This window comes from Arthrobacter sp. NQ4 (assembly GCF_029077345.1).
Taxonomy (GTDB): Bacteria; Actinomycetota; Actinomycetes; order Actinomycetales; family Micrococcaceae; genus Arthrobacter.
Map to the genome: position 1 here is coordinate 360792 of NZ_JARETC010000001.1, position 20524 is coordinate 381315.

A 20524-nucleotide genomic window follows, 5' to 3' on the forward strand; every position below is an offset into this window, starting at 1 on the left:
TAGCGGCCCTCGCCCGCATAACCGTTGCTGCCCGGCACCGGTTATGCGGGCAAGGGCCGCTTTTGCGTTCCGGAATGGCGCGCCAGGAATGCGTACAGCCGTTGCCGCAGCTCTCCTGGCCGGTTCAGCTGCTGCCAATTGATCCGGAAGACTGCCCAACCCAGCTCCTGCAATGCGTTCTCCCGGCGCCGCTCCGCGAGCAGCACATCCGCCGCCGGCTTGTAGTCCGTGTACTTGGCGACGCCGTCGAACTCGATAATCACCCGGGCGTCGGGGTCCGCGAAATCCGCCCGGAAAATGCCCTCGCGGGTGGTGATCCCAACCTGCGGTTCGAACATGCGCAGGCCAAGAGAATGCAGCATCAGCCTGGTCCGGGTCTCCCCCGGGGACTCGGACCGGGCATCCAGAACAGCCAGCAGGTCCCAGGCGAGCCTGCCGCCGCGGACCACTGGACTGTCGTTCAGCAGCTGCCGCATGGCCTCGATGGACGCACCCTTGCGCAGCGCGTGGTCACCGATCACAGCGGCCTTTTCCAAGGGCAGGATACGTGCGCAGTCCAGCACGGTCCGCTCGGCACTGGTGGTAAGGACTTCCCGCCCGTCGGGCGTCCACAGTGAAGCCTTCTCAGCTTCCGCGAGCGGCAGCCTGTGAGTCCGGACGTCCCTTCCTGCGCTGGCCTTCGAGTTGGCGTACTGGGTTGTCACGTGCACGGCGGGCCCGCCTTCCCAGACAAAAAGCCCCCGCAACAATGCCGCGCTCACGTGGCTGTACCGGGACCGGCCGTGGGTGGACTCGAAGTGGGCCATCAGCCGGGCCTGGTCCCGGTCCCATTCTTTGAGCCCATGCCAGTTTCTGCTCCGGACGTAGGCTCCCCGCCGCAACCGGAGCACGGTACCGCTCTTCACGGCCGCAGTCAGCACACGGTCGTCCAGCCCGGCAGCCGCCAATTGGCGGGTTGACGCCACCACCTGCTTGGGCCAGCGATGGTCGACGAGGGCCTGCAAATCACCGGAATTCATTGTCCAAGGGTCGACGGCGGACACCGGCATCGGAAGCACGGGACGTCGCTATGTGGATGGCCCGCGGTACGAGCGGCCCTTACCCGCACAACCGTTGCTGCCCGGGGCCGGTTATGCGGGGCGGGACCGGTTAAGCGGCAAAGGACCGGTTATGTGAGGGCTGGAAGCACGTCAGGTGGCCAGGAACGTCGTGTAGCGCCGGCCGGCCTTGGCCAGGGCTGCCTGCGCCGCCGGGCCAAGCGGCCGGGCTTCGTCGAAGAGTTCAGGTACGACGGCGGCACCCGGCCCGGTGCCCTTCAGCGCCCAGGTGCCAACAACCTTCCCCGCGGCAACCACCGTCTTCTTGAAGACACCGTTCCCGCCGGGCACGATCAGGTCGGAGTGCTCCGGCGCCAGGACGAGGCTGCGGTCCGTGTAGCCCAGGACAAACTCATCAAAACCCGGCAGCAGGTGGACGGACCGGCCGCCGGGCACTCCGGAGTCCAGCAGCGCCGCCACCTCCGGGGACAGCCAATAGCTGGTCCCCGCGAACTCCAGCTCCACCAACTCGCGCCGGACGTGTTCAAACGCCGTGCGTACCTCGGTCAGCGGCAGCTGCGTCCACCAGGCGAAGTCGCGGAGGGTGGCCGGCCCATGGCTGCGGAAGTAACGGAGCAGGAACTCAGACAGGGCCGCCTCCCGTTCCAGGCTCCGGGACGAGGGTATCCAGTCATCAAACGCCGCGATCAGCTGCTGGTTTCCGGCCAGGGGCCCCAAAACCAGCCAGCCGTGCCGGCAGAGCGAACCCAGGAGATGAATCCCGCGTTGGCCCAGCGTCGGCTGGCCTCCGTCGTCGAACACCTTGAACAGAGCGGCGCGGCTGACGGGGCCCTCCGCCGAGATGTGTTCCAGCGCGAGGTCGCGGGCCTTCTCCACGTCTGCCCACGTAATCTCCAGCTGCCGGTGACGGCCCGCGATGCTCCTGGTGAGCCTCTCGGCCGTGAGGTCCAGCATCCAGCGCAGGTCCTCCGGAGCCACGAGGTGCAACGTCCCGCGCATCGGCCAGGACCGCACCACTGTGCCGGCATGGATGGCCGCCCGGACATCGGTGATTCCCGCCCCGGGCACGCGGACACCCACCGCCCAGAGTGCCGCGGGCAGGTCCTGGGCCTGCATGGCGGTCATCCAACGGACCAGCCCCGGCACAGAGGTGGCCTCAATCCCGGCGAGCCGCTGGGACACCAGCCGGAGCCTGCCGACCATCCTGCCGTCGCGCAGGGCACCAAATGCAGCCATGCGCCCATCCTAGGCCGGGCGCGGCCCTGCGGGGACGGCTAGAGTTCGAGGCCGATGAGCAGCGGCTCCGGGTGCAGCGAAATGCCGAAGTGGCGTTCGACGCCGGCCCGCACTTCCCGCGCGACAGCCACCATGTCGGCGGCGCTGGCGGAGCCACGGTTGGTGATGGCCAGGGTGTGCTTGGTGGACAGCGACGCCCGGCCGCCGGCCACGCCGTCGTCTTCCAGGCCGAAGCCCTTCCCGAAGCCTGCTTGGTCAATCAGCCATGCGGCGGAGAGCTTCACCATCCCGTCTTGCCCGGCCGGGTAGCGCGGAGCGCTTTCCGGCAGCTTGTCCGCGACGTCGGCCGCCACGATCGGGTTGGTGAAGAAGGACCCGGTGGAGTAGGTGTCCCGGTCAGCTGCGTCCCACACCATCCCCTTGGAGGCGCGCAGGCGGAGGACTTCGCGGCGGACGTCGTTCGCGTAGGCGCGCTGTCCCACCTCCACCCCCAGGGCCCGGGCCAGCTCGGCGTACCGGATGGGCGCGCTCATCCGGCCCAGCGGCAGCTGGAACTCGACGGTGAGGACCACGTACCGGGGCGAACCGTTGACGGTGGTCTGTTTGAGGATGGAGTCCCGGTAGCCGAACTTCAGCTCCGAGTTGGTGAAGGTCTGCACGGCGTTCCGCTTCCGGTCCCAGGTGCGGACGGCGGCGATGGTCTGGGAAACGTCAGCACCATAGGCACCCACGTTCTGGACAGGCGTGGCCCCCGTTGAACCGGGGATGCCGGACAACGCCTCGATACCGGACCAGGCGTGCAGCACCGCGTGCGCTACCAATTTGTCCCAGTTGTGGCCGGCCTGCACCACCACTGCCACTCCCCCGCAGGAATCCTCGGCGTTGACCGTGAACCCCTCGGAGGCGATCCTGATGACCGTCCCGGGAAACCCGTCGTCGGAGACCAGGAGGTTGGATCCGCCGCTGACGATCAGCACCTGTTCCGCGGCGGCATCCGCCGAGCGGACCGCGTCGATGATGTCCGCCTCGGTGCGGGCCTCGATGTACTTGCCGGCAGGGCCTCCGACGGCGGAGGTGGTCAGGGAGGAAAGGAGCGTGGAAGTCACCTGTCCACGTTACTTGAAGATACTGTGCGGGCGCAGTACAACGCAGTACCTTCAGGCCAGCTTCCGGGCCGCCGGGGAGAGGACGAAGCTCACGGCGAGCATCACCATCACGGCCAGCAGCGAATGCAGGATGCCCACATGCTCGGCCAGCAGCCCCAGCAGCGGCGGACCGCACAGAAACGCGGCATAGCCGATGGTGGACACCACGGACACCCGGGCGGCAGCCATCGCGGGGTCGTCGGCTGCGGCGGACATGCCCACCGGGAAGCCCAGGGATGCTCCCAGGCCCCACAGTGCGAGCCCCACGTAGGCAAGCCACGGCACCGGCGCAAAGACGAAGACGCCCAGTCCCAGCACAGCCATGGCAGCACACCAGCGCATCACGGGAACCCTGCCGAATCTGTCCAGCAGCACCGTTCCGGCAAAACGTCCGATGGTCATGAACGTGACAAACAGCCCGTAGCCGGCGGCACCGGCAGCATCGCCCTGCCCGTGGCCGTCGGCCAGCGCGAGGGCCACCCAGTCCCCTGCCGCGCCTTCGGCCAGGGCGAGGCCCAGCACCAGGACACCCAGGAGCAGGGTCCGCCGGTCCCGCCATGCCCGGGCGATCTTTCGCTTGTTGTCAAGCGGGGCATCGCCGGACGTGGTTCCGGCAGCGATCACGGGAATCGGCCCGGTACTGGGATCCTCGAACGTATCCGGGGAGTAACTGCGCTCCCCGGCCACCGGGGTGACATCGGCGCGGAACCAGGAGGCAGCCGTTGCTACCGACACCGCCACCACCGCCCCTGCCCCCGCAAGGTGCCAGAACACCGGCATGGACACCGCGGCGGCAACGGCCCCCAGGCCCGCGCCTGCCACCGTTCCCAGGCTGAAGGCACCGTGAAGCCGCGGCATGATGTGCCGGCCCACCGCGCGTTCCACCGCGGCGCCTTCAACGTTGGATGCCGTGTTCCAGCTTCCGGTGCCCAGGCCAATGATGGCCAGGCCGATGGCGGTTGCCACCGGGCTTGCCAGCACGGTTGTGCCAAAACCCGCCGTCAGCAGGCCGGCGCCCACCATGATGCTGCCTGTCCGGATGGTCCGCTTGGAGCCCAGCCGCAGCACGATCAGCCCGGACGCAGACACGGAGGCGAAGGACCCCAGCGTCATGCACAGCAGGATGACGCCGATGTTGCCCGGGGTGAGGTCCAGGGTGTCCCGGATAGCGGGCAGCCGGGACACCCAGGAGGCAAAGGCAAGGCCGCTGGCGCCGTAGGCCACCACGACGGCGTTCCGCCAGGCAGTGACCTGCCCGGCCGTTGCGGTGGTTCCTGCAGGAGTGGTCAAAAGGTGCAGCTCAAGACAGCTTGACGAGGGCCTGGGCCTTCATCAGGACTTTTTGCCCGGCGGAGACAACGGTGAGGTCGACGCGCGCGGTGCCCGCATCGGCGTCGAGCTTTCCGATGGTGCCGCTGACCTCGATGGTGGCCCCGGGCTGGTCGGTTCCGGTGGTGTCGGTCACCAGGACCGGCTTGGTGAAGCGGGTCTGGAAGTCAACGACGGCGGCCGGGTCGCCCGCCCAGTCCGTCACCAGCTGGACGGCGGAGCCCATGGTGAACATGCCGTGGGCGATGACGCCGGGCAGTTCCACGCCGTTGGCGAAGGCCTCGTTCCAGTGGATGGGGTTGAAGTCGCCGGACGCCCCGGCGTACCTGACCAGGTCGGTGCGTGTGACCTCGATGGTGCGGCTGCCGATTTCCTGGCCGGCGCTGAGTTCGTTGAAGGTGGGGCTCATGGTTACTGTCCCTCTCCGCGGACCAGGATGGATGACGTGGTGGTGGTGACGGGTTCCCGCGAATCACCGGAACCGAGGGCGAAGATCTCCGAGCGGGTGGTGATCATGGCGCCGCCGCCCATGGCACGGACGCCGTCAACATGCAGTTCGGCAACGAGCCGGTCACCGGCGACGATGGGCCGGTGGTGGGTGAAGCGCTGGTCTGCATGGACCACGCGGGAGAAGTCGATGCCTGCTTCCGGGTCCTCGATGAGCTGTGCGTCGGCACGCTGGGCGATGATGATGGCGAAGGTGGGCGGTGCCACCAGATCGGCGTGGCCCAGGGCCCTGGCTGCGTCCACGTCAAAGTGCGCGGGATGGGTCGCCTTCACGGCGCGGGCGAACTCACGGATTTTCTCGCGGCCGACGTCATACACCTCTGCGGCAGGGTAGCTACGGCCCTGCAGGTCCGGATTGATAGTCATGGATTCCAGCCTATCGTTGCCACGCCCTTCAAAAGACGCCCGCTGCACTGGTATGATGATTTCATCATTCCATCAATCCGCTGTCCGGGATATGACCGGCCGGCCATCGCGCACAGGAGCGCCACCTTTGATGCTGTCTTCCGCCCAAGCCCCGCTCTACGAGATCAAAGCGAACCTTTTCAAGGGCCTGGCCCACCCGGCCAGGATACGGATCCTTGAGCTGCTGGCCGCGGCGCCGCAGGAGTCTGCCCCGGTGAGCTACCTCCTGGCAGAGACCGGGCTGGAGGCCTCGCACCTCTCCCAGCACCTGGCCACCTTGCGGAAGCACAAGGTGGTGACCTCCGTACGCAGTGCCAATGCGGTGACGTATCAGCTCGCCCACCCAGGGGTCTCACAGCTGCTTGCCATTGCCCGGACCTTCCTCGTAGACAGCCTGGCCGGCTCCAATGAGCAGCTGCGGCTGGCACAGCAACTGCCGGCAGAACACCTGGCCGGCGGGTCAGCCAAGTGACCGCCGACCCGGTCACGGCCCGGGGCACGGCCGCGGGGAGCATCACCCGGTTCCTGCCCTCCCGGAAGGATTACGCCGGGCTTGCCGGCACCTGGCGTACCGACCTGCTGGCAGGAATCACCGTGGGCATTGTGGCGTTGCCGCTGGCCCTGGCGTTCGGCGTCAGCTCCGGGGTGGGTGCCGAAGCGGGCCTCATCACGGCGATCGTGGCCGGGCTGGTGGCGGCCGTCATGGGCGGCTCCCCGGTACAGGTGTCCGGGCCCACGGGAGCCATGGTGGTGGTGCTGGCCCCCGTGGTGGCGGTCCACGGCATCGGCAGCGTCGCCCTTTTGTCCCTGATGGCAGGGCTGCTGGTCTGCGCGCTCGGCTTCAGTGGCCTGGGCCGGGCCGTGGCCTTCATCCCCTGGCCCGTCGTGGAAGGCTTCACGCTGGGCATTGCCGCCATCATCTTCCTCCAGCAGGTTCCGCTGGCCACCGGCACGTCCGGCACCCCGGGGCACAACACCCTCCTTGCCGCAGTGGAGGCGGCAGCGGGCGCTGCCGCCGCGACCGTGGTGCTGACGCTCGCGCTCGTGGCGGGAGTCGCCGTCGTGATGGTCCTGGTGCAGAAGCTGTTCCGCGCCCTGCCGGCCAGCCTGCTGGCGGTACTCCTGGCGACCGCCGCCGCCGAAATCCTGCAGCTGGACGTCCCCCGGATTGGTGCACTCCCGCATTCCCTTCCGGCACCGTCCCTCCCCGCCCTGGACCCTGCTTCCCTTGGCAACCTGGCAATGCCCGCCGTGGCTGTCGCCTTCCTGGCTGCCATCGAGTCACTGCTCTCGGCGCGCGTGGCCGCCGGGATGGCCGGGCCGGACGGCAGGCCCACCGGCCCCTACAGCCCCGACCGTGAGCTGATGGGACAGGGCCTGGCTTCCATCGCGGCCGGCCTGTTCGGCGGGATGCCGGCCACCGGAGCCATCGCACGGACCGCGGTCAACGTGCGGTCCGGCGCCAGGACCCGCCTGGCCGCAGCGGTGCACGCCATCGTGCTGCTGGGCATCACCTACCTGGCCTCGGGAATGGTCAGCCGCATCCCGCTGGCAGCATTGGGCGGGGTCCTGATGGTCACGGCAGTACGGATGGTCTCGCGGCGCACCATCACCGCCATCCTGCGTTCCACCCGGGCAGACGCCGCGGTCTTCGTGCTCACGGCCGTCATCACGGTGGCATTCGACCTCATCGTTGCCATCCAGATAGGGCTGGCCGCGGCCGCCCTCTTCGCACTGCGGAAATTCGCTTCACTGAGCGGGGTCCAACGCGAGGAGATTCCCGGTCCGCGGTTGGAAGGAGACGAACACATCGCAGTTTTCCGGCTGGATGGAGCGATGTTCTTTGGTGCCGCCGAGCGCATCCTCCAGGAGATCAGCCAGGTCAAGGACGTGCAGGTGGCCATCATCAGGTTGTCCCAGTTGCGGATGCTGGACGCGACCGGCGCCCACGCCCTGGTGGAGGTCATTTCCGCGCTGGAGCTGCGCGGCATCACCGTTTTGCTCAAGGGTGTGCGGCCTGACCACCTTGACCTGGTGACCAACGTGGGCGTGATCCGTTCCCTGCGGCACCACAAGCACCTGTTCGACCGGCTCCCGGATGCCGTGGAACATGCCCGCAGCCACGTGCTGCGGAACGCGGCGGCTAGCGCCTGAGGTTTTTGCGGATCGCCTGGCCGCGCACCACGATGCCCACGACGTGGAGGACCAGCCCGAGCCCGATGAGGGGCAGGGAAGCCATGGCCAGTGCCTGGTTGCCGCTGGTGTTGCCCACCAGATTCAGGATGATGCCGACGGCGATCAGTCCCATCGCGCTGAAGACCAGGACTTTGTAGCGGGTGGGCGCGGTGGCCCAGAATTCGTTCAGCACCGTCCAAGTCTACCGAGTGCCCGGGCACCCCGGCGGGCGGGCCGGGTCCCGGTATCAGAACAATGCTTCCTGCACTGCCGGCACCTCTGAGGCATACTCCCCCAGCACGACGGTCCGGGCAGCCAGCTGGGACAGGTTCACCACGAATTCGGCGTCCGTTCCGTCCAGCCGGGCCAGCGCGTTGGCCCCGCCCAGGGCTGCGATGCTGAAACCGTGCCGCCCCTGGTCCAGGGCATGCGGATAGGCGTGGCGGGACGCGCTTCCGTACAGGGCATCAGCATGCGCGGGACGCGGCCACTGCTCCTCCACGGCCTGAAAGCCGTCGACGGCGGTGCGCGCCAGCAGGGCCCGTACGTCACCGGCGGCGCGGGAATTGGCTTCGTCCACCGCGCCGGCCGGCAGCGGCCGGAGCAGCGCCTCCGCCTTCGCGGCCGAGCGCACCTGCTGGGTCAGGCCGACGCCGGCCGTCACCAGGTCCTCGAGGACCCGTACCACCCGGCCATCCTCCGCCCTGGCAACATACCTCGCCACTGCGGCCCCCTGCTCCGCCAGCCGGTTCCACTTCCGCGGGCCGGAGGCCGTTCCCACCTTGGTGGCGCCTCCCGCGAACGTGGCCACGTAGAGCCAGTGTTCCTGCATCAGGTAGTCCCGCAGGCCGGGGGTCACCCTGCCGCCACGGTGGAAGTCGTGCATCAGGCGGGACTCGTCAAGTACGAAGCACCGCTCGCACTGCTTGCCCCGAAGGGCCGGGGCGGCGGAGCCGCACAGGATGTGGCGGCGGGAGCCCGCTGACTGGACCTGGACGTGGCCCAGGCAGAACCGGCCGGGTTCCACCACCTTGAAGCCGAGCCGGCTGCCCGCCCTGAGGCTGAGCTCCCGGAAGTCCCCCTCGGGTGACTGGAGGCGCAGGACCGGGCCGCCGGCGTCGTCCGCTGGGGTTGAGGCAGGCGGGCCATCCCAAAAGACCCCGTGGACCAGATAGCGGGTATCGGTCACGGGGTCTCCTGAAGTGATGGGTGGCGCTACAGCGCGGGCTGCACCCCAAAGGCTACCGCGAGCTTCATGATCTTTTCGGCGCGGCCCAGGCGGGGCAGGTCGGAGCCGTCACGGATGACGCGCCCGTTGGCTTCGAAGTCGTTCATGAAGTCGGTGGCCCAGGCGACGTCCGACGGCGTGGGGCTGATGACCTCGTTGATCACCGGGGTCTGGTCGATGGCCAGGCAAAGCTTGCCGGTCATGCCCATCATCACGGTGATGCCGGTCTGCTCGCGCAGGATGGGGTGGTTGGTGCCGACGGTGGGGCCGTCGATGGGGCCCGGCAGGTTGCCGACGCGGCTGGCGACGACGAGCTTGGCGCGCGGGTAGGCCATGGCCTCCGGGGTGGCAGCCATGCCCGTGTCGCGGCGGAAGTCACCGGAGCCGAAGGCCAGGCGGAACGCGCCCTGGGCCTTGGCGATGTGGTTGGCTTCCTCGATGCCGAGCGCGGATTCCACCAGCGGGATCACGGGCGTCTTGCCGTCCATGCGGTGGTAGCTCTCGGTCACCTGGTCAGCGGATTCGGTCTTGGCGAGCATGACGCCCAGCAGGCCGGGCGTGCCGCGCAGGCCGGCCAAGTCATCGGCCCAGAACGGGCTGGTGGCGTCATTGATCCGGACCCAGGCCTTACCACCGGCGGTCAGCCAGTCGATGACGTTGTTGCGGGCCTGGTCCTTCTGCGAGGGGTCCACTGCATCTTCAATATCCAGGATGATCGAATCGGCCCGGGACACGGCCGACTGGTCGAAGAGCTCCGGCTTCATGGCATTGACCAGCAACCAGGAACGGGCGATCTCTGCAGGGATATTGCGTTCCGGCCTAACGGTTTCGGCGGCGATGGTAGACGTCATGCTTTCTACAGTATCCGGCCTGCAAGCGGCACGGCGAAGAAAACGGCCGGCTTGTGAGGATCAATACGAACTAAACTTGTTGTGACCGGGCCCTAACGGGAAGCAGGTAGCAGTAAGTGTCGTTATGAGGCTCCATAACGACACTTACTGCTACCCAGTTGGGCGGCGTCAGGGGATATTGCTGCCCCGCGCGGTGACCCACAGCTTGTACCAGTCGGCACGGCTCAGCGCCCCGGCCACGCGGGCGGCGTCCGCGCAGGCCCGGATCCGGCCCGGATTGACCGTGCCAACGACCGGTGCGATCCCGGCCGGATGCTTCATCAGCCATCCCAGGAGGACGGCCTCGCCGGAGGTGCCGTATTGGTCCGCAAGCTGCGCCACGAGTTCCGCCGTGGCGGCCCCGGCTGACGTGGGGCTCCCGGGTTCGGCACCGGTGTAGGCGCCGCGGGCCAGCGAGCCGTACGCCTGCAGGGTGATGTTGTTGCGTGTGCAGTATTCCAGCGTGCCGTGCGGAAAACTGTAGTCCAGGTGTTCCGGGTGGTTGACCAGGACCTGGCTTTCCAGCCACGCCCGCTTGAGCAGGCTCATCTCCAGCTGGTTGGCCACCACAGGGGTCTCCAGCCGGTCCTGCAGCACCTCGATCTGGGCAGCGGACATGTTGGACACGCCCAGTTGCCGGACCTTGCCTTCGGCCATGAGCTGTCCGACAGCGGCTGCCACCTCCGCCGGGTCCGCCAGGGGGTCCGGGCGGTGCAGCAGGAGGATGTCCACGTAGTCGGTCCGCAGCCGGCCGAGGCTGCCGTTGACCCGCTCCAGGATGGCCTCCCGGCTCAGGTCGTAGTGGGTCTGCAGGCCACGCTCGTTCAGCCGGATGCCGCACTTGGTCTGCAGCCGGATGCGCTCCCGCAGGCCCGGGGCCGCGGCCAGCACATCACCGAAAACGGCCTCGGACTTTCCGCTGCGGTAGATGTCGGCTTGGTCGAACAGGGTGATGCCCGCGTCCAGGGCGGCCTGGACGGCAGCAGCGGCCTGGTCCACATGGTCAGCCCCATGCGGCTCGTCAGACCAGCTGCCGCCCAGTCCCATGCATCCGTAGATGACTTCCTGCATCAGCCCCGGTCCCCCGTCCGGACTCCCTGCTTTGGCAGTCCCCGGGTGCCCGCGGGCTCCGGGATCAGCGCAGCCATGCGGTGGTGTTGGCCGGCAGCTTGCCGTCCTCCAGCGGGGCACTGCTGACCAGGACCGCACCGGCGGGAAGGTCGACGGCGGTGTTCCCGAAGTTGGTCACGGACTGCCACCCGTTGGGGCGCTTGAAGTGCAGGACGTCCGGGTTGCCGTTCTCCACCCACTCAAGGTCCTCGTCGGTCAGCAGTTCGCGGCGCAGTTTGAGTGCCTTGCGGTAAAGCTCCAGCGTGGAGCCCTCGGTCCCGTCCTGGGCCTCGACGGCATACTTGCTGAACCAGTCCGGCTGCGGCAGGTGGGAACCGCCATCGCCGAAGCCGAAGGATGTGCCTTCCACCTTCCACGGCAGCGGCACGCGGCAGCCGTCACGGCCGATTTCCACGCCCTTGTTGCGGAAGAAGGACGGGTCCTGGCGTTCCGATTCGGGAATCTCGGCCACTTCCTGCAGGCCCAGTTCCTCACCCTGGTACAGGTAGGCGGATCCGGGGACAGCCAGCATCAGCAAGGTGGCGGCGCGGGCGCGGCGCTCACCCAGTTCAACGTCCAGCTGGTCCTTGGGGCCGCCGGCGAGCAGCCAGTCCTTGCCGTCCTGGCCCTTGGCACCGGCCTTCGCCTTGGCCACCTGCGGCAGGCCGTAGCGGGTTGCGTGGCGCACCACGTCGTGGTTGGAGAACACCCAGGTGGAGGAGGCACCGGTGGCCGTCGCCTCGGCAAGGTTCCGGGTGATGATTTCCTTGTACTCGGCGGCGTCGAAGTCGGCCTGCAGGAGGTCGAAGTTGAACGCCTGGCCCAGGCCCTGCGGGCTGGCGTAGCGGGCCCGGCGGGTGGCGTGGACCCAAGCTTCAGCGACGGCGGTGCGCGGCGGGTTGTACTCGTTGAACACCTCGCGCCATTCGGCGTAGATCTCGTGGACTTCGTCGCGGTCCCAGAACGGATGCGTTCCGTCGTCGAATCCGTCCACGCCGGTGTTGGCGGCGCTCAGTTCAAGCTTGGACAGCAGCGGCTCGGTGAGGTCCTTGGTGAGGGCGTGCGCCACGTCAACGCGGAAGCCGTCCACGCCCCGGTCCGACCAGAAGCGCAGCGTCTTGAGGAAGTCATCCCGGATTTCCCGGTTGGACCAGTTCAGGTCCGGCTGCTCCTTGGCGAAGATGTGCATGTACCACTGGCCGGGGGTGCCGTCGGGTTCGGTGATGCGCTCCCAGGCCGGTCCACCGAACACAGAGTCCCAGTCCGACGGCGGAAACTCGCCGTTGGGGCCCTTGCCGTCCCGGAAGATGTAGCGGTCGCGGGCCGGGGAGCCCTTCGGGGACGCCAGCGCTTCCTGGAACCACTTGTGACGGTCGGAGGAATGGTTGGGGACGATGTCCGCGATCAGCTTGATCCCGGCGTCGTGCAGTGCCTTGGCCATCTCGTCGAAGTCAGCCAGCGTGCCCAACTTGGGGTCGACGTCGCGGTAATCATCGACGTCGTACCCGCCGTCGGCGAGCGCGGACGGATAGAACGGGCTGAGCCACACGGCGTCAATACCCAGCGTCTTCAGGTAGGGGACCTTGGCGGTGATGCCCTTCAGGTCGCCGATGCCGTCGCCGTTGGAGTCAGCGAAGCTGCGGGGGTAGATCTGGTAGACGGAGGCCTGGCGCCACCAGTTGGGGTCGGCCAGACGGTCAGAGTCGGACAGGGTTGCCAGAGTGGCGGTGGTGGACAAGGACTGACCCTTTTCTTCAGTGCGGCTATATTTATATTGAGTCTAAATTTACTTACTCAAGTATTATCTGGTGCTTTGGACAGGAAGGTCAACAGGATGCCTGAACCGGTTCCCGCTACTCCCCAACTGCTGCGGCGGGTCAGTGCCGGCGCGGTCCTGGAGTTCATGCGCGCCTCAGGGGCTGTCACCGTCACCGACGTCATGGCGGCGACGGGCCTGACCCGCGCCACCACCATCGCCGTCTGCGAGGACCTGGTCCGGCGGGGCTGGCTCCTGGAACTGGAAAACCAGCGCGAGTTCGGCGGGTACCGGAAGGGCCGCCCGGCCCGGCGCTTCGAGCTCAATGAGCGGGCCGGCGTGGTGCTGGGCATGGACATTGGATACTCAAAGGTCACGGTGGTGGTCTCCGATCTCCGGGGTACGACCATGGCCCGGTCCAGCCGCCCCTTCCAGGCCGGCGAGGTCGGCTCCCGGGAGCGGATCGCCTTCATTGACGGCGTCGCCATGGCCGCACTGCGCTCCGCCGCGACGGATCCCGGGCAGGTGCTGGCCGTGTGTGCCGGTGTGGCAGCACCAGTGGACCGGCACGGGGAGGTGGTGGCCACGCAGGAGTTCTGGGGACTGTTCGACCTGGGACTGCCGCCGGCACTCAAAGCAGCCCGTGGATGGACCGTCCTGCTGGAAAACGACGCCAACCTCGCTGCCCTGGGTGACCGGTGGCAGGGGGCCGCCGCCGGCATCGACGACGTCGTGGTGATTTTGGCCAGTGAACGGCTGGGCTCCGGCATCGTGGAGGGCGGCCGGCTGGTGCATGGAACCCGGGGCAGCGCCGGGGAGCTCGCCTACCTGAACCTGGTGGAAGGCGTAGGCGATACATACGGCATCGCCCATCTGGCCCGCACGTGGGCCGCCGAAGCGCTGGCCACCGCCGCACCGACGGCCCTCCGGGCCTTCCAGCCCGGGCGTGTGGAGGCCGAACAGGTCTTCGCAGCAGCAGCCCAAGGCGATGCGGTGGCGTTGGGGATCCTGGACCGGCTGGCGGACAGGATGGCGCGCGTTATTGGCACCGTGGCCACCATGCTCAACCCGGAACTGGTGGTGATCGGCGGCGGCGTGGCGGATTCCGCCCACGTGCTCCTGGCCCCGATCAGCGAGCGCCTGGCCGGGTACACAGCCACCCCCGCCCGCGTGGCAGTATCCCCGCTGGGCGATTCCATCGTGACCGTAGGAGCGGTGCGCCGCGCCCTGGACTACGTGGAGGGGAATTCCCTGGACCTGGTGCTGGCTGCGGCCGCTACTCCGGCATGACCATGGTGCGCAGGTCCAGCTGACGGAGCACCCGGTCCGCCACCTCGGGGTCCATGTCCGGCTCGTTCCGCGCCGCCACCACTTCCTGCCGCGCCGCGTCCAGCGCGATGGTCTGGACGGCGATGGCCAGTTCGCGTCCCCGCTGGCGCTTTTCGGCCAGCGGTTCGTTCCGCAGGCTGCCGTCCGTCAGTTCCGCATGCAGGCGGCGCATCCGGTCCTTGACCAGAGTTACCTTTTCCGGCGGCAGGTCCGTCATCAGGTCGTGCTGCTTCAAGGCGGCGACGGCCGCGGCCTGGGCGCGTGCGGCCAGCAGCCGGACAGCGTCGCGTTCCGCCGTTCCATCCTCGGAGGCCTTGAGGACACGCATCAGCCACGGCAGGGTCAGGCCCGGGAGGACCAGCGTGGCCAGCAGCACCGCGCAGGCAATGACCAGCAGATAGTCCCGCCCCGGGAACGGCGTGCCATCCGCCAAGGTCAGAGGAAGCGCCAAGGCCAATGCCAGGGTGGCCAGGCCGCGCATGCCGCACCAGGTCAGGATGAGGACTTCCTTCAGGGACGTGGGCTGCAGGACGTTCTTCCGTTTCCGGGCACCCAGTGCCAGGACGGCCAGCCACAGGAACCGGACAGCGAACACCAGGACGCAGACCACCGCGGCCACCCCGATCATGCCGAAGATCTCCGCCCCCTCATCGCGGATGACATGCCTGATTTCCAGCCCCACCAGGCCGAATGCCAGCCCGGTAACCAGCAACTCCACCACATCCCAGAAGGCGTTCCGGGTGACACGCTCCGCCGCGTCCTGCGGGCGGGCATGGCGCTGCATTTCAAGGGCCGTGACCACCACGGCGATAACGCCGGAGGCGTGCACCTCCTCGGCGAGGATGTAGGCGGCAAAAGGCACCACCAGGGTCACCGCACTCCGGGCCACCATGGACGTGACCAGCCGGGTGACCAGCGCGATCAGCCAGCCCATGGCAATGCCCACCAGCACCGCGAGCGCCGCGCCCATCAGGAACTGCAGGACGACGTCGGGCCCAACCTTGGTGCCGCCCACGGCTGCTGCCACGGCTGCCTGGAAGATGACGATGGCCGCGGCGTCGTTGAACAACCCCTCGCTCTGGAGGACGGTGATGAGGCGGCGCGGCATGTGCACCCGGCCTGCAACGGATTCCACCGCCACAGGGTCCGGCGGCGCCACCATGGCACCAAGGGCGATGGCCGCGGGGACCCCGATGCCCGGAATCATCAGCCATGCCGCGCCGGCCACCACCGCCGTGCTGATCACCACCAGGGCCACGGCCAGCATGATCAGCGTCCGCCACCGGACACGGAACACCGCCCACGAACTCCGCTGGGCGGTGGCGAACAGGAGCGGCGGAAGGAAGATGGGCAGGATCAGGTCCGGTTCAATCTCCAGGTCCGGGAAGCCGGGAATGAACGTCAGCGCCGCCGCCAGGAGGAGCATCAGGACCGGGTATGGCAGCCGGAGCCTGTCCCCCAGGCCCACGGCCACCACCGTGGCCAGCAGCAGTCCAATGATGAGTGCGAGCTGGTCCATAAGCCTCTTCGCCGCCGGCTATGCGCGGGGTTCCAGGGCTGCCGCCACGGGAAGGGTGCCGTCGCGGAATTCGATGGTCCGGCCTGCAGTCTGGGGAAGGTCCAGCACGGCCGCTGCCACGATGGCCGTATTGGCACGGGAGGTGTCCCGGTCCCCTTCCGGTGAGGGGTCGACGTCGATCAGACCGGTTCCGGGCTTGTCCGTCAGCGCGCCGGGCCCAAGGATGGTCCACGCCAGGCCGGTGCCGCGCAGGTACTCGTCCGCTGCAGCCTTGGCTTCCGCGTAGGCAAAGAAGCTGTTGTCCTCCGGCACCCCGTGATCCTTGCCGGCACCGAAGTAGGAGACCATGATGTACCGGTCCACGCCGGCCTGGGCCGCGGCATCCATGGAGCGGATAGCGGCGTCCCGGTCCACCGCGTAGGTGCGTTCGGGATTGCCGCCGCCGGCCCCGGCCGACCAGACCACGGCGTCATGCCCGGCAAGGGCATCGGCGAGGGCGGCCGTCGTCGAATTTTCCACGTCCAGGACCAACGGCGTGGCCCCGGTGCCGGCGACGTCGTCTGTGTGCTCGGGATTCCGGATGAACGAGGTGACGGAATGGCCCTCGCCGGTGAGAAGGGCGGACAGGAGGAGGGCCACTTTGCCGTGGCCGCCGATGATGGCGATGCGTGTCATGCACCCATTCTGCCTGCACGCCGCCTTCATGCAGAGCCATTTGGCGCTGAACAGGGCCTTTATGCACTGTTGGGAATTTCCGCCTTTTCCTGTTTCGACTACTTCCCCAGGCAAGTGCGCTGTCTGGATAGCTGAAGCGTTCGTTCTGGTTGATGTGTTCACCCTCTTCGCGGTGCAGCCACGGGCCGGGACGGCAGCGGTTCAGCGGGCACGGTAACGCAGGTACACCACCCCGTTGCCGAACCGGTGGTCCTCCAGTAACTCCAGCCGTGCCTGCAGCCCGTCCGGCAGGAAGCGCAGGCCGCCGCCGACGGCCACCGGATTAATAAACAGCCGGCATTCGTCCACCAGCCCGGCTTTGAGGGCGGGTGCCGCGAGGGTGGGGCCGCCGATGCTGATGTCCCGGCCGCTGTCCTTTTTGAGGTCCCGCACGGTTTCCGGGAGGAACTGCCGCTCGAGGCGGGTTTTCGAGGTACTGGGCGTGTCCAGCGTGGTCGAGTAGACCACCTTGTCCGCCCCCTGCCAGATGCGGGCGTAGTCCTGGATGACCGGCGGCTCATCCCGGGTGTCCATGGTTTCCCAGACCGACATCACCTCATACATCCGGCGCCCCAGGAGGTACGTGCCGACGTCCCGTTCCATGTCATTGATGAAGGCATGGATTTCCTCATCCGGCGCGGACCAGTTGAAGTTGCCGTCCCTGTCTGCCGTGTAGCCGTCAATGGACATGATTGCGGAGTAGATCAGCTTGGCCATGGGCCCATTCTGCCGGTCGAATCCTGCGCGGAACAGGCCCGCCGGGGGTTTGCGGCCGGTAGGCGCCCGGGCCCGGTCAGAGCAGGTTCGCTGCCAGCGTCCTGGCGATGAACGTGCCGTAGCGTTCGGCGGACCATCCCCGCTTGATCACCAGGGTCTCGTAGAGTTCGGCAGCGGTGGAGGTGAACATGACGTCGGCAGCTTCGGCCGTGGTAAGTCCGGGCTTGAGGAGCCCCCTGCCCACCAGCTGCCGCGCATTGTGCAGCATCCGGCGGTAACGGGCCTCGTCCACATCCCGCAGCAGTGCGGCCATGGAAGCGTCCCCGCTGGCCGCCGCGTCCCTGATGAGGAGGTAGACCGGGGCGCCGATGGGACTGATCTCCGTGGTGAACCGGCCGAACCGCTCCATCAGCCGTGCCGGATCCGTTTCCGTCGCCTGGGCCAGATCAGACCTCTGCTCCGCCGGCGGACCGCCCGCACCGAGGAGGCTCTCCTCGTAGATGGCGCGGACCAGCCCCGCCTTGCTGCCGAAGTTCTTGTAGACCGACTCGGCGGATACGCCGGCAGCGCGCGCAATCTCCGCAATGGTGGTCGCACCAAATCCTTGCGCAAGGAACAGTTCCCGGGCGTGCGCACGGACGCTGTGCAGCGACTCCGCGGCCAGCTGCCGGCGCCGCCGGGCGTCATAACTCCGCTTGGCGGGGCGTTTGCCGGAGGCATTGACTGGGCTCTGCATGCGGTCTTAAACTCCAATCAATACAGTTCACTGTATTGAAATTAATCTAACAGGTCACAGCCTCGCCCCGCGAGGCACCAAGGAGCATTTCCATGGACACGCCAAACGGCGTGGACCGCCTCCCCGACGGCCCTGTTCGCCGAATGTTTTCCGCGACACAGCGGCGCGACCTCGATGCCATGGTGGCCGAGTTCGCCGACGACTACGTCAACATCACCCCCAACCACCCCGCCCGCAGCTTCACCGGAAGCTCACAGGTGCGGAAGAACTGGTCCGCACTGTTCGCGGGGATACCGGACATGACCGTCACAGTGCTGGACTCGGCAACCGGTACCGGCGGAAACGTATGGGTCGAATGGGGGTCGCATGGCAGCCGCCTGGACGGCACCGCCGTCGAGCAGGCCGGCGTCGCCATCTTCAGCCTCCGCAACGACCGGATAGCGGCCGTGAGGTTCTACCTGGAGCCTGTCGAAAGGGACACGGCGGACGTGAATGCCGCCGTCCAGGCCGTCACCGGAGCAGGAACGGAAGGAGCAAGGCCATGATCCTCCTGGTCGGAGCCACGGGTGACCTGGGCGGCCGGGTGGCACGGCTGCTGCGTGAATCAGGGCAGGATGTCCGCTGCCTGGTCCGGCGCACCACCGACGATTCGCCACTCCGGGCGATCGGCGCGGAAGTTGCGCGCGGAGACCTCACCGAGCCTGCCACGCTGCCGCCCGCGTGCGAGGGCGTCCAAACGCTGGTTGCGACGGCGACGGCGATAAGCCGCCGGCTCGCGGGGACCAGTTCCGCCACCATTCGGGACGTCGACGAGGTGGGCATGGGCCACCTCATCGACGCTGCGGAGGCCGCCGGCGTGCAGCGCTTTGTCTACCTGTCCTTCACGGGCATCGAAACCGCTGTCGAGACACCACTGCGGCACGCCAAGCGCGCAATGGAAAGGCGCCTGGCGGCTTCTGCCATGCAAACGGTCATCGTGCGGTCCGACGCCTTCCAGGAAATCCACTTCTCCCCCATCAGCCGCTTCGACATGGCGGCCGGCAGAGTGTCGGTTATAGGGCACGGCAACACCAAGGCGCGGTGGGTCGCGACCGATGACGTGGCGGCGCTCCTCTGCGCTCTGGCGGTGGAGCCGGATCCGCCCCGGTTGGTCGAGTTTGGCGGCCCGGAACCTGTGTCGAAGAACGAGGCCGCTGCCCTTGCCGGGAAACTGATGCACCACAAGATGAAAGTGCAGCATATGCCGCGCCCCGTCGCCCGACTCGCGGTGAAGGCGCTCTCGCGCCGCAGGGATGGCCTGGCCTCCGCGCTGGGAGCGGGCCTGACCTCCGACCTAAACGTGGCCACCTGGGATGACACGCCCCTCCGCCGGCGCGGGATCGACCCGAAGTCCGTCAGCGACTTCCTCAAGGAGCAGGCGCAGGCGTTGTCCGGCCGCTGACGGCGCGCTCAGGGCCCGCGCGACACCAGGGATTGCTGGCCCAGGGTCCACAGATTGGAGACCGTCCAGTAGACCAGGACGCCGATGGGGAAAAAGATCCCGCCCACGCCGAAGATCAAGGGCAGGACATACAGGAGGATCCGCTGCTGGCGCATCAGCGGGCTGTCAAGGTCCTGCCCGGCCATGGTCCGTGCCGCCACCAGCTTCTGGGTGAGGAACTGGCAGGCAATCATCACCAGGATCATGGCGACGGCGAGCACCGCAACGGCGGTGGGGTCACCGCCGCCGTGCAGCAGCGAGGCGGACAGCGGAGCTCCAAGAATGCTGGAGGAATCGAACTGGACCACCTGGTCCCTGCCCAGCGCGCCAATGCCCTGGTCCTGCCGCGCGGCACTGGTGATCCCGGACAGCACCTGGAAGAGGGCCAGGAAGAATGGCGCCTGGATCAGCAGCGGCAGGCATGCCGAGAACGGGTTGGTGCCATGCTTCCTGTACAGGGCCATCTGTTCCTGGGCCAGGGCCTGCCGCGAGGCCTGGTCCGTCCGGCCCTTGTACTTGTCCTGGAGCTCCTTCAGGTCCGGTTGCAGGAGCCGCATCCGGCGCTGGGCCCGGACCTGGGCCAGGAATACCGGAACCAGCGCGGCGCGGATCACCAGCACCAGCCCGACGATGGACAGCGTCCAGGTCCACCCGTCCCCCGGCGGCATTCCCGCCGCGCCGAGGCCGTCGTGGAAAGCCACCATGATGACGGACACCAGCCACCGGAACGGCTCCATCACCGCCGCCAGAAAGTCCACCGATTCCCCCGTCCGCAGTTGCTGCCAAGCTACTGCGGATCCCGGGTACAGGAAAGCCCCCGGGATCATTCGATCCAGGGGGCTTAGCCTGTAGCGGTGGGGAGGCTCGATCTCCCGACCTCACGATTATGAGTCGTGCGCTCTAACCAACTGAGCTACACCGCCACGAATGAGAAAAACCTGCGTCAAGCCGGTCAAACCGCCTTGACGCAGGCCCTCATTCAGAGCCCCCCACCGGAATCGATCCGGTGACCTCGTTCTTACCAAGAACGCGCTCTACCACTGAGCTAGGGGGGCAACGAGTAAATACTCTACCGGAAGATTTACGCACCAACAAATCGGCGTCCGGCCCCTCCCTGGACGGGGGATTGCACCTGTTGCCGGCACCGCGCACCCCGCATATTCCGCGGAATTCCGGGGCTAAAGGGGCAT

At 67.8% G+C, this 20524-nt stretch carries 21 protein-coding genes and 2 tRNA genes; 5 read left to right on the plus strand and 18 right to left on the minus strand.

Going from position 1 to position 20524, the window contains the following annotated elements; translation table 11 throughout:
- Positions 1-41: 41 nt before the first annotated feature.
- From PUN51_RS01685 to PUN51_RS01710, 6 genes are all read right to left on the minus strand, one after another.
- Positions 42-1019 carry a type IV toxin-antitoxin system AbiEi family antitoxin domain-containing protein gene (locus PUN51_RS01685; protein ID WP_275179657.1) on the minus strand — a complete coding sequence of 326 codons (978 nt, stop codon included), beginning with the start codon at positions 1017-1019 and terminating at the stop codon, positions 42-44.
- Between the two features lie 171 nt (positions 1020-1190).
- Complete coding sequence (locus PUN51_RS01690; RefSeq protein WP_275179658.1) at positions 1191-2294, minus strand: winged helix DNA-binding domain-containing protein; 1104 nt, start codon at positions 2292-2294, stop codon at positions 1191-1193.
- A 38-nt stretch (positions 2295-2332) separates the two neighbouring features.
- A complete protein-coding gene (locus PUN51_RS01695) occupies positions 2333-3400 on the minus strand; it encodes a UDP-N-acetylmuramate dehydrogenase (RefSeq protein WP_275179659.1) in 1068 nt (355 codons plus the stop codon).
- Positions 3401-3451: 51 nt separating this feature from the next.
- Positions 3452-4729, minus strand: a complete 1278-nt coding sequence (locus tag PUN51_RS01700) for an MFS transporter (protein WP_275179660.1) — start codon at positions 4727-4729, stop codon at positions 3452-3454.
- Positions 4730-4739: 10 nt separating this feature from the next.
- Positions 4740-5177 (minus strand): MaoC family dehydratase, encoded by a 438-nt coding sequence (locus PUN51_RS01705; RefSeq protein WP_224026690.1) that lies wholly within the window; start codon positions 5175-5177, stop codon positions 4740-4742.
- Between the two features lie 2 nt (positions 5178-5179).
- Positions 5180-5641, minus strand: coding sequence for an FAS1-like dehydratase domain-containing protein (locus PUN51_RS01710; RefSeq protein ID WP_224026691.1), 462 nt, complete (start codon positions 5639-5641; stop codon positions 5180-5182).
- A 130-nt stretch (positions 5642-5771) separates the two neighbouring features.
- Between PUN51_RS01710 and PUN51_RS01715 the strand changes: the two genes are divergently transcribed.
- Both PUN51_RS01715 and PUN51_RS01720 read left to right on the plus strand, forming a co-directional pair.
- Positions 5772-6152: an ArsR/SmtB family transcription factor gene (locus PUN51_RS01715; RefSeq protein ID WP_275179661.1), complete on the plus strand. Its 381-nt coding sequence runs from the start codon at positions 5772-5774 to the stop codon at positions 6150-6152.
- Positions 6149-7834, plus strand: a complete 1686-nt coding sequence (locus PUN51_RS01720) for a SulP family inorganic anion transporter (protein WP_275179662.1) — start codon at positions 6149-6151, stop codon at positions 7832-7834. Before PUN51_RS01715 ends, PUN51_RS01720 begins: the two co-directional genes overlap by 4 nt.
- On the opposite strand, the gene PUN51_RS01725 is transcribed toward PUN51_RS01720, so the two are convergent.
- From PUN51_RS01725 to PUN51_RS01745, 5 genes are all read right to left on the minus strand, one after another.
- Positions 7824-8048 (minus strand): DUF3188 domain-containing protein, encoded by a 225-nt coding sequence (locus PUN51_RS01725; RefSeq protein WP_224026693.1) that lies wholly within the window; start codon positions 8046-8048, stop codon positions 7824-7826. The genes PUN51_RS01720 and PUN51_RS01725 overlap by 11 nt on opposite strands.
- A gap of 54 nt (positions 8049-8102) precedes the next feature.
- Positions 8103-9044, minus strand: coding sequence for a DUF2797 domain-containing protein (locus PUN51_RS01730; protein ID WP_275179663.1), 942 nt, complete (start codon positions 9042-9044; stop codon positions 8103-8105).
- 26 nt (positions 9045-9070) lie between these two features.
- Complete coding sequence (locus tag PUN51_RS01735; RefSeq protein ID WP_141942759.1) at positions 9071-9934, minus strand: HpcH/HpaI aldolase/citrate lyase family protein; 864 nt, start codon at positions 9932-9934, stop codon at positions 9071-9073.
- A 168-nt stretch (positions 9935-10102) separates the two neighbouring features.
- The gene (locus tag PUN51_RS01740; protein WP_275179664.1) at positions 10103-11044 is read right to left on the minus strand and encodes an aldo/keto reductase; all 942 of its coding nucleotides are present in this window, start codon (positions 11042-11044) and stop codon (positions 10103-10105) included.
- 64 nt (positions 11045-11108) lie between these two features.
- Positions 11109-12821: a glycoside hydrolase family 13 protein gene (locus tag PUN51_RS01745; protein ID WP_275179665.1), complete on the minus strand. Its 1713-nt coding sequence runs from the start codon at positions 12819-12821 to the stop codon at positions 11109-11111.
- Positions 12822-12917: 96 nt separating this feature from the next.
- On the opposite strand from PUN51_RS01745, the gene PUN51_RS01750 reads away from it, so the two are divergent.
- Positions 12918-14129: an ROK family transcriptional regulator gene (locus PUN51_RS01750; protein WP_224026697.1), complete on the plus strand. Its 1212-nt coding sequence runs from the start codon at positions 12918-12920 to the stop codon at positions 14127-14129.
- Here the strand turns inward: PUN51_RS01750 and PUN51_RS01755 are convergent.
- From PUN51_RS01755 to PUN51_RS01770, 4 genes are all read right to left on the minus strand, one after another.
- Positions 14116-15687 carry a Na+/H+ antiporter gene (locus PUN51_RS01755; RefSeq protein WP_224026698.1) on the minus strand — a complete coding sequence of 524 codons (1572 nt, stop codon included), beginning with the start codon at positions 15685-15687 and terminating at the stop codon, positions 14116-14118. The genes PUN51_RS01750 and PUN51_RS01755 overlap by 14 nt on opposite strands.
- An 18-nt stretch (positions 15688-15705) precedes the next feature.
- Positions 15706-16362 (minus strand): NAD(P)H-binding protein, encoded by a 657-nt coding sequence (locus tag PUN51_RS01760; protein ID WP_275179666.1) that lies wholly within the window; start codon positions 16360-16362, stop codon positions 15706-15708.
- Positions 16363-16563: 201 nt separating this feature from the next.
- Positions 16564-17118 (minus strand): dihydrofolate reductase family protein, encoded by a 555-nt coding sequence (locus PUN51_RS01765; protein WP_275179667.1) that lies wholly within the window; start codon positions 17116-17118, stop codon positions 16564-16566.
- A 76-nt stretch (positions 17119-17194) separates the two neighbouring features.
- Entirely contained in the window at positions 17195-17854 is a 660-nt protein-coding gene (locus PUN51_RS01770; RefSeq protein WP_275179668.1) for a TetR/AcrR family transcriptional regulator, read from the minus strand.
- Positions 17855-17946: 92 nt separating this feature from the next.
- Between PUN51_RS01770 and PUN51_RS01775 the strand changes: the two genes are divergently transcribed.
- Entirely contained in the window at positions 17947-18399 is a 453-nt protein-coding gene (locus tag PUN51_RS01775; RefSeq protein ID WP_275179669.1) for a nuclear transport factor 2 family protein, read from the plus strand.
- The gene (locus PUN51_RS01780; RefSeq protein ID WP_275179670.1) at positions 18396-19295 is read left to right on the plus strand and encodes an SDR family oxidoreductase; all 900 of its coding nucleotides are present in this window, start codon (positions 18396-18398) and stop codon (positions 19293-19295) included. Before PUN51_RS01775 ends, PUN51_RS01780 begins: the two co-directional genes overlap by 4 nt.
- Before the next feature lie 8 nt (positions 19296-19303).
- On the opposite strand, the gene yidC is transcribed toward PUN51_RS01780, so the two are convergent.
- The 3 genes from yidC to PUN51_RS01795 form a co-directional block, all read right to left on the minus strand.
- The gene (gene yidC, locus PUN51_RS01785) at positions 19304-20092 is read right to left on the minus strand and encodes a membrane protein insertase YidC (RefSeq protein WP_224026702.1); all 789 of its coding nucleotides are present in this window, start codon (positions 20090-20092) and stop codon (positions 19304-19306) included.
- 91 nt (positions 20093-20183) lie between these two features.
- Positions 20184-20257, minus strand: a tRNA-Met gene (locus PUN51_RS01790).
- A 60-nt stretch (positions 20258-20317) separates the two neighbouring features.
- Positions 20318-20389 (minus strand) — tRNA-Thr (locus PUN51_RS01795).
- Positions 20390-20524 lie beyond the last annotated feature (135 nt).